The 12,663-nt window shown below is 71.8% G+C and carries 12 protein-coding genes; 2 read left to right on the plus strand and 10 right to left on the minus strand.

Annotated elements, in window-relative coordinates:
* Positions 1 to 83 precede the first annotated feature (83 nt).
* The 7 genes from pheT to infC all read right to left on the minus strand — a co-directional run bounded on the left by pheT (position 84) and on the right by infC (position 7,452).
* Complete coding sequence (pheT, locus tag CRP56_RS08125) at positions 84 to 2,594, minus strand: phenylalanine--tRNA ligase subunit beta (protein ID WP_097261692.1); 2,511 nt, start codon at positions 2,592 to 2,594, stop codon at positions 84 to 86.
* Positions 2,594 to 3,715, minus strand: a complete 1,122-nt coding sequence (gene pheS, locus CRP56_RS08130) for a phenylalanine--tRNA ligase subunit alpha (RefSeq protein ID WP_097261695.1) — start codon at positions 3,713 to 3,715, stop codon at positions 2,594 to 2,596. Before pheS ends, pheT begins: the two co-directional genes overlap by 1 nt.
* 173 nt (positions 3,716 to 3,888) lie before the next feature.
* Positions 3,889 to 4,998, minus strand: a complete 1,110-nt coding sequence (locus CRP56_RS08135; RefSeq protein ID WP_097261697.1) for a sensor histidine kinase — start codon at positions 4,996 to 4,998, stop codon at positions 3,889 to 3,891.
* 53 nt (positions 4,999 to 5,051) lie between these two features.
* Positions 5,052 to 5,894, minus strand: coding sequence for a TrmH family RNA methyltransferase (locus CRP56_RS08140; protein ID WP_097261700.1), 843 nt, complete (start codon positions 5,892 to 5,894; stop codon positions 5,052 to 5,054).
* A 107-nt stretch (positions 5,895 to 6,001) separates the two neighbouring features.
* Positions 6,002 to 6,385: a 50S ribosomal protein L20 gene (rplT, locus tag CRP56_RS08145; RefSeq protein WP_033531708.1), complete on the minus strand. Its 384-nt coding sequence runs from the start codon at positions 6,383 to 6,385 to the stop codon at positions 6,002 to 6,004.
* Positions 6,386 to 6,483: 98 nt separating this feature from the next.
* Entirely contained in the window at positions 6,484 to 6,678 is a 195-nt protein-coding gene (rpmI, locus tag CRP56_RS08150) for a 50S ribosomal protein L35 (RefSeq protein WP_003977225.1), read from the minus strand.
* Positions 6,679 to 6,786: 108 nt separating this feature from the next.
* Positions 6,787 to 7,452, minus strand: a complete 666-nt coding sequence (gene infC / locus CRP56_RS08155; RefSeq protein WP_097261702.1) for a translation initiation factor IF-3 — start codon at positions 7,450 to 7,452, stop codon at positions 6,787 to 6,789.
* Positions 7,453 to 7,839: 387 nt separating this feature from the next.
* Here infC and CRP56_RS08160 point away from each other — a divergent pair, with 387 nt between their 5' ends.
* Entirely contained in the window at positions 7,840 to 8,199 is a 360-nt protein-coding gene (locus tag CRP56_RS08160) for a DUF1844 domain-containing protein (protein ID WP_059196484.1), read from the plus strand.
* A gap of 1 nt (position 8,200) precedes the next feature.
* On the opposite strand, the gene CRP56_RS08165 is transcribed toward CRP56_RS08160, so the two are convergent.
* Positions 8,201 to 8,932 (minus strand): SseB family protein, encoded by a 732-nt coding sequence (locus CRP56_RS08165; protein WP_097261705.1) that lies wholly within the window; start codon positions 8,930 to 8,932, stop codon positions 8,201 to 8,203.
* A 150-nt stretch (positions 8,933 to 9,082) separates the two neighbouring features.
* Between CRP56_RS08165 and CRP56_RS08170 the strand changes: the two genes are divergently transcribed.
* Complete coding sequence (locus tag CRP56_RS08170) at positions 9,083 to 10,111, plus strand: serine hydrolase (RefSeq protein ID WP_097261708.1); 1,029 nt, start codon at positions 9,083 to 9,085, stop codon at positions 10,109 to 10,111.
* A gap of 4 nt (positions 10,112 to 10,115) precedes the next feature.
* On the opposite strand, the gene mycP is transcribed toward CRP56_RS08170, so the two are convergent.
* Positions 10,116 to 11,297: a type VII secretion-associated serine protease mycosin gene (mycP, locus tag CRP56_RS08175; RefSeq protein WP_097261710.1), complete on the minus strand. Its 1,182-nt coding sequence runs from the start codon at positions 11,295 to 11,297 to the stop codon at positions 10,116 to 10,118.
* Positions 11,294 to 12,631, minus strand: a complete 1,338-nt coding sequence (locus CRP56_RS49060) for a hypothetical protein (RefSeq protein WP_306459437.1) — start codon at positions 12,629 to 12,631, stop codon at positions 11,294 to 11,296. The genes mycP and CRP56_RS49060 overlap by 4 nt, the downstream gene beginning before the upstream one ends.
* Positions 12,632 to 12,663: the final 32 nt, after the last annotated feature.

Below are 12,663 nucleotides of genomic sequence, written 5' to 3' on the forward strand. Positions count from 1 at the left end.
CCGGTCCGATTCTGTCGACACATGGCCCGTATGGACCAGATCACCTGGAGTTCTCACTCAAACGAGTGAGGTGACGGATGTGCTCAGCCGCGCAGGACGGCTCCGGTCCGCTCCCCCGCCAGGGCCACCGCGGCGTCCCGCGCGGCCGAGGCCTCGTCCACGGTCAGCGTCCGGTCACCGGCGCGGAACCGCAGCGCGTACGCCAGCGACTTCTTGCCGTCACCCAGCTGCTCGGCGTTCTCGTACACGTCGAACAGCCGGATGCCCTCCAGCAGGGAGCCCGCGCCCTCCCGCAGCGCCGCCTCGACGTCCGCGTGCGGTACGAACTTGTCCACGACCAGCGCCACGTCCTGCGTCGCCACCGGGAACGTGGAGATGGCCGGCGCCTGGGGAGTGTCGTCGCCGACGGCCTCCAGCGCGTCCAGGTCCAGCTCCATCGCAGAGGTACGGGCGGGCAGGCCGAAGGCCTTCACCACGCGCGGGTGCAGCTCACCGGCGTGACCGACGACCTTCTCGGCGCCGTCCGCCACGACCACGAGCTCGGCGCACCGGCCCGGATGCCACGGCCCGTACTGACCGCCACGGACGATCAGCTCGACCCCGGCTTCCCGGGCGACCGCGCGCGCCGCCTCGATGGCGTCGGCCCAGTCGGCCGGACGGCCCTTGCCCCACCAGCCGGCCTGCTCGCGGGCCCCGGCGAGGACCGCGGCGACATGGCGCGGCTGCTCGGGCAGCGCGGAGTTCAGGTCGGCGATCTCCTCGTCGGTGGGACGCCGGTCCACCGGCAGGGCGGCGGCGGCCTTCTGCTCGGCACGGGGCAGGAACACCAGGCCCGTCTCGAAGAGCGCGAGGTCGTGCGAGCCGCGGCCGTCGTTGCGCCGCAGCGCACCGAGCAGCCCCGGCAGCAGCGTCGTACGGAGCGCGGGCTCCTCGTCGTTGAGCGGGTTGGTCAGCTTCACGACGCGGCGGGCCGGGTCGTCGGCCTCCAGGAGGAACTGGTCGAAGACCTGCTCGCCGAGGAAGGGATAGTTCGGCGCCTCGACGTACCCGGCGCCGGCCAGCGCCCGGCCGACGCGGCGGTGCAGCCGCTGCCGGTGGGTCAGGCCGCGGCCCGAGGGGGGCTTGGGCAGCGTGGAGGGCAGGTTCTCGTAGCCCTCGAGGCGGATGACCTCTTCGGCGAGGTCGTTGACCTCGGTGAGGTCGGGACGCCAGGACGGCACGGTGACGATCAGCTCGTCCTGCCCGTACACGTCGCAGCCGACCTGCTGGAGACGGCGTACGACGGTCTCGCGGCCGTACTCCACACCCGCCACCTTGTCCGGGTGGTCGGCCGGGACGGCGATGGTGTGCGGCGCGGACGGCGCGGCGATCTCGGTGACGCCGGCGTCGGCGGTGCCGCCCGCGAGGAGCACGAGCAGGTCGACCGTGCGCTGCGCGGCAGCGGCGGCGGCCGCCGGGTCGACACCGCGCTCGAAGCGCCGGGACGCCTCGGAGGACAGCTTGTGGCGGCGGGCCGTACGGGCGATCGACACCGCGTCGAAGTGCGCGGCCTCGATGACGACGTCGGTGGTGCCCTCGCCCTCCTCGTGGTCGGCGATCTCCGTGTTGGCGCCGCCCATCACGCCGGCGAGGCCGATGGGGCCGCGGTCGTCGGTGATGACGAGGTCCTCAGCGTGCAGCTTCCGCTTGGCGCCGTCGAGGGTGACGATCTCCTCGCCCTCGCCGGCCCGGCGGACGCCGATGGTGCCCTGGACCAGTCCGCGGTCGTAGGCGTGCAGCGGCTGGCCGAGCTCCATCATCACGTAGTTGGTGATGTCGACGGCGAGCGAGATCGGGCGCATGCCGACCTTCTGAAGGCGGCGCTTGAGCCAGATCGGGGAGCGGGCCTCGGGGCTGAGGCCGCTGACCGTACGGGCCGTGAAGCGGTCGCAGCCGAACGGGTCGGAGACCTGGACCGGGTAGCCGTAGGCGTTGGGGCCCGGGACGTCGAGGAGGGCCGGGTCGCGCAGCGGCAGGCCGTAGGCGATGGCGGTCTCACGGGCGACGCCGCGGATGGACAGGCAGTCGCCCCGGTTGGCGGTGACGGCGATGTCCAGGACCTCGTCGACCAGCTCCAGGAGCTCGATGGCGTCCTTGCCGACCTCGGTCTCCGGCGGCAGCACGATGATGCCCTTGGTGCCGTCGTCGCCCATGCCCAGCTCGTCGCTGGAGCAGATCATGCCGTGGGACGTCTTGCCGTAGGTCTTGCGGGCGGAGATGGCGAAGCCGCCGGGCAGTTCGGCGCCCGGGAGCACGACGACGACCTTGTCGCCGACGGCGAAGTTGCGGGCGCCGCAGACGATCTCCTGGGGCTCGCCGGTGCCGTTGGCGGTGCCGACGTCGACCGTGCAGAACCGGATCGGCTTCTTGAAGCCCTCCAGTTCCTCGATGGTCAGCACCTGGCCGACGACCAGGGGGCCCTTGAGGCCGTCGCCGAGCTGCTCGACGGTCTCCACCTCGAGGCCTGCCGAAATGAGCTTGGCCTGGACGTCACGCCCGGTCTCCGTCGCCGGCAGGTCGACGTACTCCCGCAGCCAAGAAAGCGGGACCCGCATCAGATCTCCATCCCGAACGGCCGGGTGAACCGGACGTCACCCTCGACCATGTCTCGCATGTCTTCGACGTTGTGGCGGAACATCAGCATCCGCTCGATGCCGAACCCGAAGGCGAATCCGCTGTACTTCTCGGGGTCGACGCCACAGGCGGTGAGCACCTTGGGGTTGACCATGCCGCAGCCGCCGAGCTCGATCCAGCCCTCGGAGGAGCAGGTGCGGCAGGGGCGGTCGGGGTTGCCGACGGACTCGCCGCGGCAGACGTAGCACACCATGTCCATCTCGGCGGACGGCTCGGTGAAGGGGAAGAAGTTCGGCCGCAGCCGGGTCTTCATGCCCTCGCCGAACAGGGCCTGGACCATGTGGTCCATGGTGCCCTTGAGGTCGGCCATGGTGAGGCCCTCGTCGACGGCGAGCAGCTCGACCTGGCGGAAGACCGGGGTGTGGGTCGCGTCCAGCTCGTCGGTGCGGTAGACGACGCCGGGGCAGATCACGTACACCGGCAGCTCACGGCTGAGCAGCGAGCGGATCTGCACGGGCGAGGTGTGGGTGCGCAGCACGACACCGGACTCGGTGCCGCCGTCGGGGCCCTGCACGAAGAAGGTGTCGGCCTCGCCGCGGGCCGGGTGGTCCGGGCCGATGTTGAGGGCGTCGAAGTTGAACCACTCCGCCTCGACCTGGGGGCCCTCGGCGACCTCGTAGCCCATGGCCACGAAGACGTCCTCGATGCGCTCGGACAGGGTGGTGAGCGGATGGCGGGCGCCGGCCGGTACGCGGTCGTACGGCAGCGTGACGTCCACCGACTCCTCGACCAGCACGCGCGCGTCGCGCTCGGCCTCCAGCTCGGCCTGGCGGCCGGCGAGGGCCTTGTTCACGGCGCCGCGGGCCTGGCCGACGAGCTTTCCGGCGGCGGCCTTCGCGTGCGGGGGCAGGGCGCCGATCTCGCGGTTGGCGAGGGCCAGCGGCGAGGTGCCGCCGGTGTGGGCGACCTTGGCCTCCTGGAGCGCGTCGAGGGAGTCCGCGGCGGCGAAGGCGGCGAGCGCCTCGTCCCGCATGCGCTCGATCTCTTCGGGTTTCAAGGCCTCGACCTCTACAGGGTCGTACGACTTATTCGGTGCCGACATCTCTTCCCGTGCTTCCGATTGGCTGGCGGATGGTTCCCGTGACCGGCGCTCTCAGCCGTGTGCAGGACACAAAGGTGCCAAGGGCCGAGTCTAACGGGGTGGAGGGCCGCTCCCGGACCGGGAGCGAGCGGCCCTCAGGTATACGAATGCGCCCGTGGGGCGCTTACCGGCTCTCAGGTGAGATAGGCCGGGGCCGCCACGGGCAACGTAAATCGGAACTCGGCGCCGCCGCCCGGGGCGCGGCCGACCGTGATGGCGCCGCCGTGGGCCTCGACGATGCCCTTGACGATGTAGAGCCCGAGGCCCGTGCCACCGCGCTTGCTGCCCCGCCAGAAGCGGGTGAAGACGCGGTTCATGGATTCCTCCGGGATGCCGGGCCCCTCGTCGCTGACGGTGACCGATGTGCCGGTGTCCTCCCCTTCCCGGGGGGACGCGGCGGGCGTGACGTCAATCGTGACGGTTCCCTCGCCGTGACGCACGGCATTTTCCAGCAGGTTGCTGAGCACCTGGTCGATCTTGTCGGGGTCGGCCCAGAGCTGGGGCAGCGGCTGCTCGATGCGGAGCAGGAACCGGTCGGCGGTCAGTCCGGCGGCGACGTACGCCTGGATGTGCCGGCCGACGGCGGCCCCGATGTCGACGGGCTGGCGTCGCACCTCGAGGCGGCCGGAGTCGATCCGGGAGATGTCCAGCAGCTCGGCGATGAGCCGGGTGACCCGGTCGGCGTCGGCGTCGACGGTCTCCAGCATCAGCCGCTTCTGGTCGTCGGTGAACCGTTCCCACTTGGCGAGCAGGGTCGCGGTGAAGCCCTTGACGGAGGTGAGCGGGGAGCGCAGTTCATGGGCGACGGTGGCGATCAGCTCGGCGTGACTGCGCTCGGTGCGGCGCCGGGCCTCGGTGTCGCGGAGACAGACGACGACGCGCTCGACGGGCCCGGTGGGGCCGCCGCGGACGTAGCGCGCGGAGACGAGGACCTCGCGGCCGCCGGGGAGCAGCAGGTTGCGCTCGGGCTGCCGGGTCCGGATGGCGAGCCCGCCGTAGGGGTCGGTCAGCTGCCACCAGCGCCGCCCCTCCAGGTCCTCTAACGGCAGGGCCTTCTCCAGCCGCCGGCCGAGGGCCTCGGCGGCGGGGGTCCCGGTGATGCGTTCGGCGGCGGTGTTGTAGCAGACCACGCGTCCCTGCTCGTCGGCGACGACGAGACCGTCGGGCAGATCGTTGGGGTCACAGGCGTGCGCGGCGTGCTCACCGGCCTGTGCTCCCGGCGCCCCGCTCGTCCCGACACTCATCCCCGTACCCCACCTCTCACGACGGCTGAGGGGCCCCCGAGCTGGTCACCCTACTAGCTCTCGGTGACGGAGCGGCAGCCTCCGGAGGCACGCTGTGCACGGGCCGACGCGTAGAGACATACGGCGGCCGCGGTCGCGAGGTTCAGGCTCTCGGCCTTTCCGTGGATGGGGACGCGCACCACGGCGTCCGCGAGGGCGCGGGTCTCCTCCGGGAGCCCCCACGCCTCGTTGCCGAACACCCACGCGGTCGGCCCGCCCATGGTGCCCTTGTCGAGCTCGTCGTCGAGGTCGTCGGTCCCGGCACCGTCGGCGGCGAGGATCCGCACACCGGCGTCCTTGAGCCCCTGGATCGCGTCCTCGACGGGTACCCCGACGGCGACGGGCAGATGGAAGAGCGATCCCACGGAGGCGCGCACGGCCTTGGGGTTGTAGAGGTCGACGGAGGCGTCGGTCAGAACGACGGCCTCGGCGCCGGCGGCGTCCGCGCACCGCAGGACGGTGCCGGCGTTGCCGGGGTCGCGGACGTGGGCGAGCACGGCGACCAGCTTGGGCTTCGCCGCGAGGATCTCCTCGAAGGGCGTGTCCAGGAACCGGCAGATCCCGACGAGCCCCTGGGGCGTGACGGTGGTGGAGATGTCGGCGATGACGTCCTCGGAGGCGAGGTGCACGCGCGCGTCGACGGCGCGGGCCTCCGCGATGATGTCGGCGTACCGCTCCGCGGCCTCGACGGTGGCGAACAGCTCCACGAGCCCGTGCCCGGCGGCCTCCCGCACGGCCTGCGGCCCCTCGGCCAGGAACAGCCGCTCCTTCCCCCGGAAGTTCCGCTTGGCGAGCCGCCGGGCGGCGGAGACGCGGGGGGAACGGGGGGAGATCAGCTCAGGGGCTGTCGGGGACATGGGGCTCACTTTCGGAAAGCACAACAAGCAGGACAACAAGACAGGACCCGCAAGCCCGAAAGCCTGCGGGTCCCTCATGTCACGTCGGCTCGAAGCCAGCGCTTACGTCACGCGGCCTTGGGGGCGTTGACGTCGGCCGGGAGGGCCTTCTGCGCGACCTCGACCAGCGCGGCGAACGCGGTGGCGTCGTTGACGGCCAGCTCGGCCAGGATCTTGCGGTCGACCTCGATGTTCGCGGCCTTCAGACCCTGGATGAAGCGGTTGTACGTGATGCCGTTGGCGCGGGCAGCGGCGTTGATGCGCTGGATCCACAGCTGACGGAAGTCGCCCTTGCGCTTCTTGCGGTCGTTGTAGTTGTAGACCAGCGAGTGGGTGACCTGCTCCTTGGCCTTGCGGTACAGGCGCGAACGCTGACCGCGGTAGCCGGAGGCCTGCTCGAGGATCGCCCGGCGCTTCTTGTGGGCGTTGACTGCCCGCTTGACGCGTGCCACTTGTTAACTCCTTGTAGCGGGGCCGTGGTTGGACTCACACGGCCCGGTAATCGATGGGGTCCCGGTCTGGAGGTGGATCAGGCGCTGCGCGCCCGACCTCACTTGCCGAGAAGCTTCTTGATCTTCGCGGCGTCGCCCGGGGCCATCTCGGCGTTGCCGGTGAGGCGACGCGTCACGCGGGACGACTTGTGCTCGAGCAGGTGGCGCTTGCCGGCGCGCTCGCGGAGCACCTTGCCGGAGCCGGTGATCTTGAAGCGCTTGCTGGCACCGCTGTGCGACTTGTTCTTCGGCATAGCGCCGTTCTCTCCTCTGGGTGGCGCTCCGATGCCCGGTCGTGAAACCGGGCACGGTGGAGCGTCGCTCTTGTATCGGTTACGTCCTGGGGACTCGCGTCCCTGGGATCACGCCTCGGCCGGAGCCTCGGTCTGTGCCTCGGCGGCCTCAGACGTCTCGTCGACCTGGGTCTCCGCGACGTTCTGCGACTTGCCAGGGTTGGCCTTCGCGTCGGCCTTGCGGGCCTCCTGCGCCTGGCGAGCCTCGGCCATGGCCTCGGTCTTCTTCTTGTGCGGACCGAGAACCATGATCATGTTTCGGCCGTCCTGCTTCGGGTTCGACTCCACGAAGCCGAGGTCCTGGACGTCCTCCGCGAGCCGCTGCAGCAGTCGGTAGCCGAGCTCCGGCCGGGACTGCTCGCGACCACGGAACATGATCGTGATCTTGACCTTGTCGCCCTGCTTGAGGAACCGAACGACGTGACCCTTCTTGGTGTCATAGTCGTGCGGGTCGATCTTCGGCCGGAGCTTCATCTCCTTGATGACCGTGTGCGCCTGGTTCTTGCGCGCCTCACGGGCCTTCATGGCCGACTCGTACTTGAACTTCCCGTAGTCCATGAGCTTGCAGACCGGCGGGCGGGCGTTCGCCGCCACCTCGACCAGGTCGAGGTCGTACTCCTGCGCAAGCTCCAGGGCCTTGGCAAGCGGGACAATCCCGACCTGCTCGCCGCTGGGACCGACAAGTCGCACCTCGGGAACGCGAATCCGGTCGTTGATGCGGGGCTCGGTGCTGATGGATCCTCCTCGGTAGCACCATACGGCGGTCTGGCGGACAGCCGCGTACGTCTCTTTTCGTAGGACCTAACCGCACCGAAGCACAAAAAATGCCCCGGACGATCACATGAGGGGGCTCCAAAGCACTACCGGAGCACCGCCACGATGATCGCGGGGCGCGATTTCGGGCGACTCCATCGTCCGTACGGAACGATGGCGGCCGCCTGACCGGGTGACCCGCCGCCCTGGGGGCGGTCAGGTGGGAGATCGGAGCCTCCACTTGTGGGCCGGACACGCGAGTATCCAGCCGGTCGTCACACAAGGTTAGCAGCATCGAGGGGGTGGTGCGAACCGGCGTGCAGCGGGGCCGGTGCGGAGCGGTGCGCACCGGGCCCTATCGTGTGGGACATGAGTGACACCCCTCCCGCTGACTCCCCCGACTTCGACGAGATGACCCGCGACATCGCCGAGGTCCCCGCCGTCGAGGTGATCGTGACGGTCGCCGTCAACCTGATGAGCGCCGCCGCGGTGAAGCTCGGTCTGACCGAGGAGGGCGACAAGTACAAGGACCTGGACGAGGCCCGCAAGCTGATCCACGCCCTCGCCGGCCTCCTCGACGGCAGCGCGACCGAGATCAGCTCCTTCCACGCGGCCCCGCTCCGCGACGGCCTCAAGTCCCTCCAGCTGGCGTTCCGCGAGGCGTCGATCGTCCCGGACGAGCCGGGCCAGGGGCCGGGCGAGAAGTACACCGGCCCGATCTACGGCTAGTTCACCCGCGCACGTACAAGGGCTCGCCCGGAGGCGTGGCCGTGGCCGGCAGCAGTGCCAGGTCGAGGCCGCGTACCAGGCGGGCCCTCAGTGTCTCGTCGGCGGCGATCCGCTCGGCGACCGCTCGGGCCGCCTCGGCGGGGGGCGCCGCCGGGTCGAGCACGAGGGCGAGCGTGCCGTCGGCCTGCCCAGGCCCGAGATGGGCGCGCAGTACGGCGGGCTCGGCGGCCACCGCTTCCCGTACCGCCGCGAGGACCGCCGGATCGGCGAGCGGGTCGGTCGTCGTACGGCCCTCGGCGAGGGCGAGCAGCGCAGGCCCGGTCAGCTCGAAGGTCACAGGTCCGGCCATGTCCAGTACGACCGTGTCCGCCTTCTCGTGCGCGGCGGCCTGGAGCGCCTGGTGCAGGGGTACGGCGACGGGGCGGGCCGCCGGGTCCCAGCGGGCGAGCGAGTCGGTGGAGGTGAAGGCCGGCAGGGCGGTCCGGGGTCCGGCCTTGAGGGTCGGCACGGCCATGTCGCTGGTCTTCTCGCGGCGCAGTCCGTTCTCGTCCTCCTCGACCTCGCCGAGCACGGCCACGACGGGGACGAGCAGCCGGGCGCCCTTGAGCGCCTCCAGGACGGGTCCCACAGCGGTGCGGTCCTCGGCCCAGCCGGCGAGCGCCGCGCTCAGCCGGGGGTCGGCGGAGCCGTCGTCGTCGGAGAAGCCGGGGTCGGGAATGTTCTTGTTCGCCACGGTCACCGACCCTATAGGGGGGATGCTGCTGGCCTTGTGCGGGCCCGGAAACCTGGGCGTGACCGCCTTCACCGGAATCTCAGATTTCCCTGACACACATCTAACGTCCGTCTAACAGTGCGCACAGTCGGTGCCCCCAGCATCACGGACATGGAGTCCCCCAGAGCCCGCCGGAGCCGCCGCACCCGTCCGTCCCGGCGCCGCCCCCTGATGTACACCGCCCTCGCCTCCGTGGCCATCGTCGGCGGTACGGCCGCCGGGACGGTGTATGTGAAGGCGCAGGCGCACTCCGGTGCCGGGACCGTATCGTCGGCGGCGTCGTCGAGCCCGGCGGCGAGCGCGTCGAGCGAGCCGAGCGAGTCGAGCGAGGCGAGCGAGGAGGCGTCCGTGGAGCCCGTGGTGGTACCGGAGGTGGACCATGACGCGCTGCTGGCCGACGCGATGGACGCGGTGACCGTGCCGGACGATGCCCATGTCTCGGTGGCCGTGCTCGATCCGGACTCCGGTGACAGTGCCACGTACGGGGACGCCGCCTTCGACACGGCGAGCATCGTCAAGGTGGACATTTTGGCGACGCTGCTGCTCCAGGCGCAGGACGAGGCCCGTTCGCTCACGGCGGCGGAGAAGTCGTACGCCACCACGATGATCGAGAACAGCGACAACGCCTCCGCGTCGGCGCTGTGGCGGATCATCGGCGGGGCGGCGGGGCTGGACGCGGCGAACAAGCGCTTCGGGCTCACGGACACCGAGGGCGGCGACGGCATGCTGTGGGGGCTGACCCAGACCACGGCCGCCGATCAACTCACCCTGCTCCAGCAGGTGTTCGGGGACGACTCGAAGCTGAGCGAGGCCTCTCGGAAGTATCTCCAGGGGCTGATGGGGCAGATAGCCACCGATCAGCACTGGGGGGTTTCGGCCGCCGCCGACGGCTCCGCGTGGGCGCTGAAGAACGGCTGGCTGCCGCGCAGCGCGACCGGGCTGTGGGACATCAACAGCATCGGACGGGTGACCGCTGCGGACGGGAACGAGTATCTCGTCGTCGCGCTCTCGAAGGGCAACGCGACGAAGGAGAAGGGGATCTCGTTGGTGGAGTCGGCTGCGCGGGCGGCGGTGTCGGTGTTCGCGGGCGAGAGCACGGACGCCTCGGCGTCGGCTTCCGCCACCATCGCCTCCCAGTGACGTTCTAGAAGCCGTCGTACCGCTGCCTGCGGCCCCGCCACAGCACCACCGCTGCCACCAACAGGACGCCTCCTGCGCTGCCCGCGAGCGGCGCTGCCCAGTCGGCCGTGTCGTCGTCCGTCTCGGGGGCGTCGGGGCCCGAGCCGAAGTAACGGTCGCCGTACGCCGCCGACTTGAGGCCCTCGGGGTCGAGCCGGGCGGCGGCCTTGAGGGCGGCGGCGGGGTCGACGAAGCCGTAGCCGCGGGAGTCGTCGCGGCCGCCGACGGGGGCGTCCCGGGCCGTGTCCTCCAGGAGCTTCTTGATCTGCGCCGGGGTCAGGTCCGGGTGGGCCGCCTTGACGAGGGCGACGGCGCCGGAGACGAAGGCCGCCGCCGCGCTCGTGCCCCAGCCCTCGTAGTACTTGTGGTCCGGGTCGGCGATGACGACGTCGTCGCCGGGGGCGGCGACCGTGGCGTACCAGCGGCGGGTCGAGAAGGAGGCACGGGTGCCGTAGCGGTCGACGGCGGTCGCGGCGATGACGCCCGGGTAGGCGGCCGGGTAGGAGATGTGGTCGCCCTTCTCGCCGCCGTTGCCGGCCGAGGCGATGACGCTCACGCCCTGCTGCAGGGCGTACTGGACGGCCTCGTCCTCGGCGGGTTCGGGGTGGGCGGACTTGGAGTCGTCGCCGAGGGAGAGGTTGATGACGTCGGCGCCGTGGTCGGCGGCCCAGCGGATGCCTTCGGCGAGGGCGTTGCCGCGGGTGTTGCGGGCCTTGCCGCGGGAGGAGTCGCCGTCCTCCAGGATCACGCGGACGGGGAGGATCTTGGCCTCGGGGGCGATGCCCAGGACGCCGTCGCCGTTGGCGTACCCGTGTCCGTGGCCCGCGATGATGCCGGCCATCGCGGTGCCGTGGCGGGCCCAGGCGCGGTCGCCGCGGCCGGCTCCGAAGCCGACCATGTCCTTGCCTTCGAGGACGTTGCCGACGAGGTCGGGGTGGTCGTTCTCGACGCCGGTGTCGAGGACGGCGACAATGACGCCCTTGCCCTTGGTGGTCCGCCAGGCCTCCTGGGTGTGCATCGCTTCCAGGGCCCACTGCTTGGCGCGTATGCCGTCGGCGTGCGCGGCGGTGGGCGGGACGAGGGCGAGGGAGGCGGCGAGGAGGGCGCTGACGATGCCGGCCCGTCGGGTGTGAAGGGCGGCGCTCATGAGGTCGTTCCCGTCCCCTCCGTGGCCGGGGCGTGGACGGTTCTGCGCAGGCCGCGTTCGACGCGGTCGGCGAGGCCCTGTGCCTCGTGGCCGAGGCCGGCCTGGGCGATGGAGGTGGTGGCGCCGGACTGCATGGCCGCGGCGGCGGACTGCGGCTCGTCGACGGTGCGGCCGTCGGCCCAGCCGGAGACGGCGTAGACGACGACGGGGGCGTCGGTGAGGACGGAGACGGCCCAGGAGGCGCGCTGCTTGGCGCCGAAGTCGGCGGCGGCCGTGTCCTCGGCGGGGTACGGGCGGGGCATCAGGTCGGCCCGGTCGCCGAGGCGCTCCTTGGTGAAGCGGGTGTCGAGGGCGGTCATGCCGGCGGCGTCGGCCTTGGTGAAGAGCAGGCCGACGGTGGTGACGTAGCTCTGGGTGGCGTCGGTGTAGGTGGCGCGCAGGAGGCGGCGGCAGCCGACGGGGGCGAGGGCCTTGGCCAGCAGCGGGTCGAAGGCGTCCTTGCAGCCGCTGTCCGGGGCGACGGCGATCCGCGTCCAGGTGCGGTCGGCGCCGCCGGGGCCGGCGCCCTGGCCCTGCACGGTGGGCGGGAAGAGCTGGTCCACGGGGACGCTGTGCCACAGCCCCTCGGCAGCGGTGAAGGAGTCCTTGTCCCCCGCCGCGGCAGAGTCCCCGACCAGCCAACTCCCGGTCACCGCACCGCCGATGAGCCCGAGCCCGAGCACGAGACAGACGGCCACGGCAGCGGTACGGGCCCCGCCCCGTACCCCCAACGGCCGCGGCCGCCCGCCCTCGCCGTACCCCTCAGGCTCCCCGAACGACACGACGGGCCGCCCGGCGCCGGGGGCGTTCCAGGAGAGGGCGGGGTCGGGGTGGAGGGGGGCTGCTGCGGTGTCGGGGGCAGAGGCCGAGGACGTGGGTCCGGCGGGGTCGCGCTGGGCGTCCCGTTCGGGCCCGCGGTCCGTGGGGAGTCGACGCAGCCGGAACGTCGACTCCGAGGCCGACTCGGGGGCTGCGCCGTCGCGTCGCGGTGACGCCGGGGGTCGGTGCGGCGGGCGCGGCGGTACGGCGGTGCCGGCGCCGTCGGAGCCCACGCCCTGGGCCGGCGGGGCGTCGGGGAAACGGGCCGAGGCGCGCGGCGGGGGCGGGGTCGTACGGGAGGCCGAGGCACCGCCGAGGGAGCGCGCACGCAGGCTGGGAAAGCGGGGCGAGGCATCCAGGGTGCCCTCGCCCGAGGACCCACGCGCACTCGACCGACCACCGCCGCCTTCCGAGGACCGCTCAGACCGCCCGGCTTCCTGACCCTGGGGGCGCTCGGAGCGACCTCCCTCGCCCACCTCGTCGGCCTCACGCCCCTGTCGGCGCCCAG

It is taken from the genome of Streptomyces sp. TLI_55 (assembly GCF_900206255.1).
Classification (GTDB): Bacteria; Actinomycetota; Actinomycetes; order Streptomycetales; family Streptomycetaceae; genus Streptomyces; species Streptomyces aquilus.

Coding starts and splice junctions, on each gene's coding strand:
- pheT (WP_097261692.1), bottom strand. CDS start 2,594: ATGCGGGTCCCGCTTTCTTGGCTGCGGGAGTACGTCGACCTGCCGGCG.
- pheS (WP_097261695.1), bottom strand. CDS start 3,715: ATGTCGGCACCGAATAAGTCGTACGACCCTGTAGAGGTCGAGGCCTTG.
- CRP56_RS08135 (WP_097261697.1), bottom strand. CDS start 4,998: ATGAGTGTCGGGACGAGCGGGGCGCCGGGAGCACAGGCCGGTGAGCAC.
- CRP56_RS08140 (WP_097261700.1), bottom strand. CDS start 5,894: ATGTCCCCGACAGCCCCTGAGCTGATCTCCCCCCGTTCCCCCCGCGTC.
- rpmI (WP_003977225.1), bottom strand. CDS start 6,678: ATGCCGAAGAACAAGTCGCACAGCGGTGCCAGCAAGCGCTTCAAGATC.
- CRP56_RS08160 (WP_059196484.1), top strand. CDS start 7,840: ATGAGTGACACCCCTCCCGCTGACTCCCCCGACTTCGACGAGATGACC.
- CRP56_RS08170 (WP_097261708.1), top strand. CDS start 9,083: ATGGAGTCCCCCAGAGCCCGCCGGAGCCGCCGCACCCGTCCGTCCCGG.
- mycP (WP_097261710.1), bottom strand. CDS start 11,297: ATGAGCGCCGCCCTTCACACCCGACGGGCCGGCATCGTCAGCGCCCTC.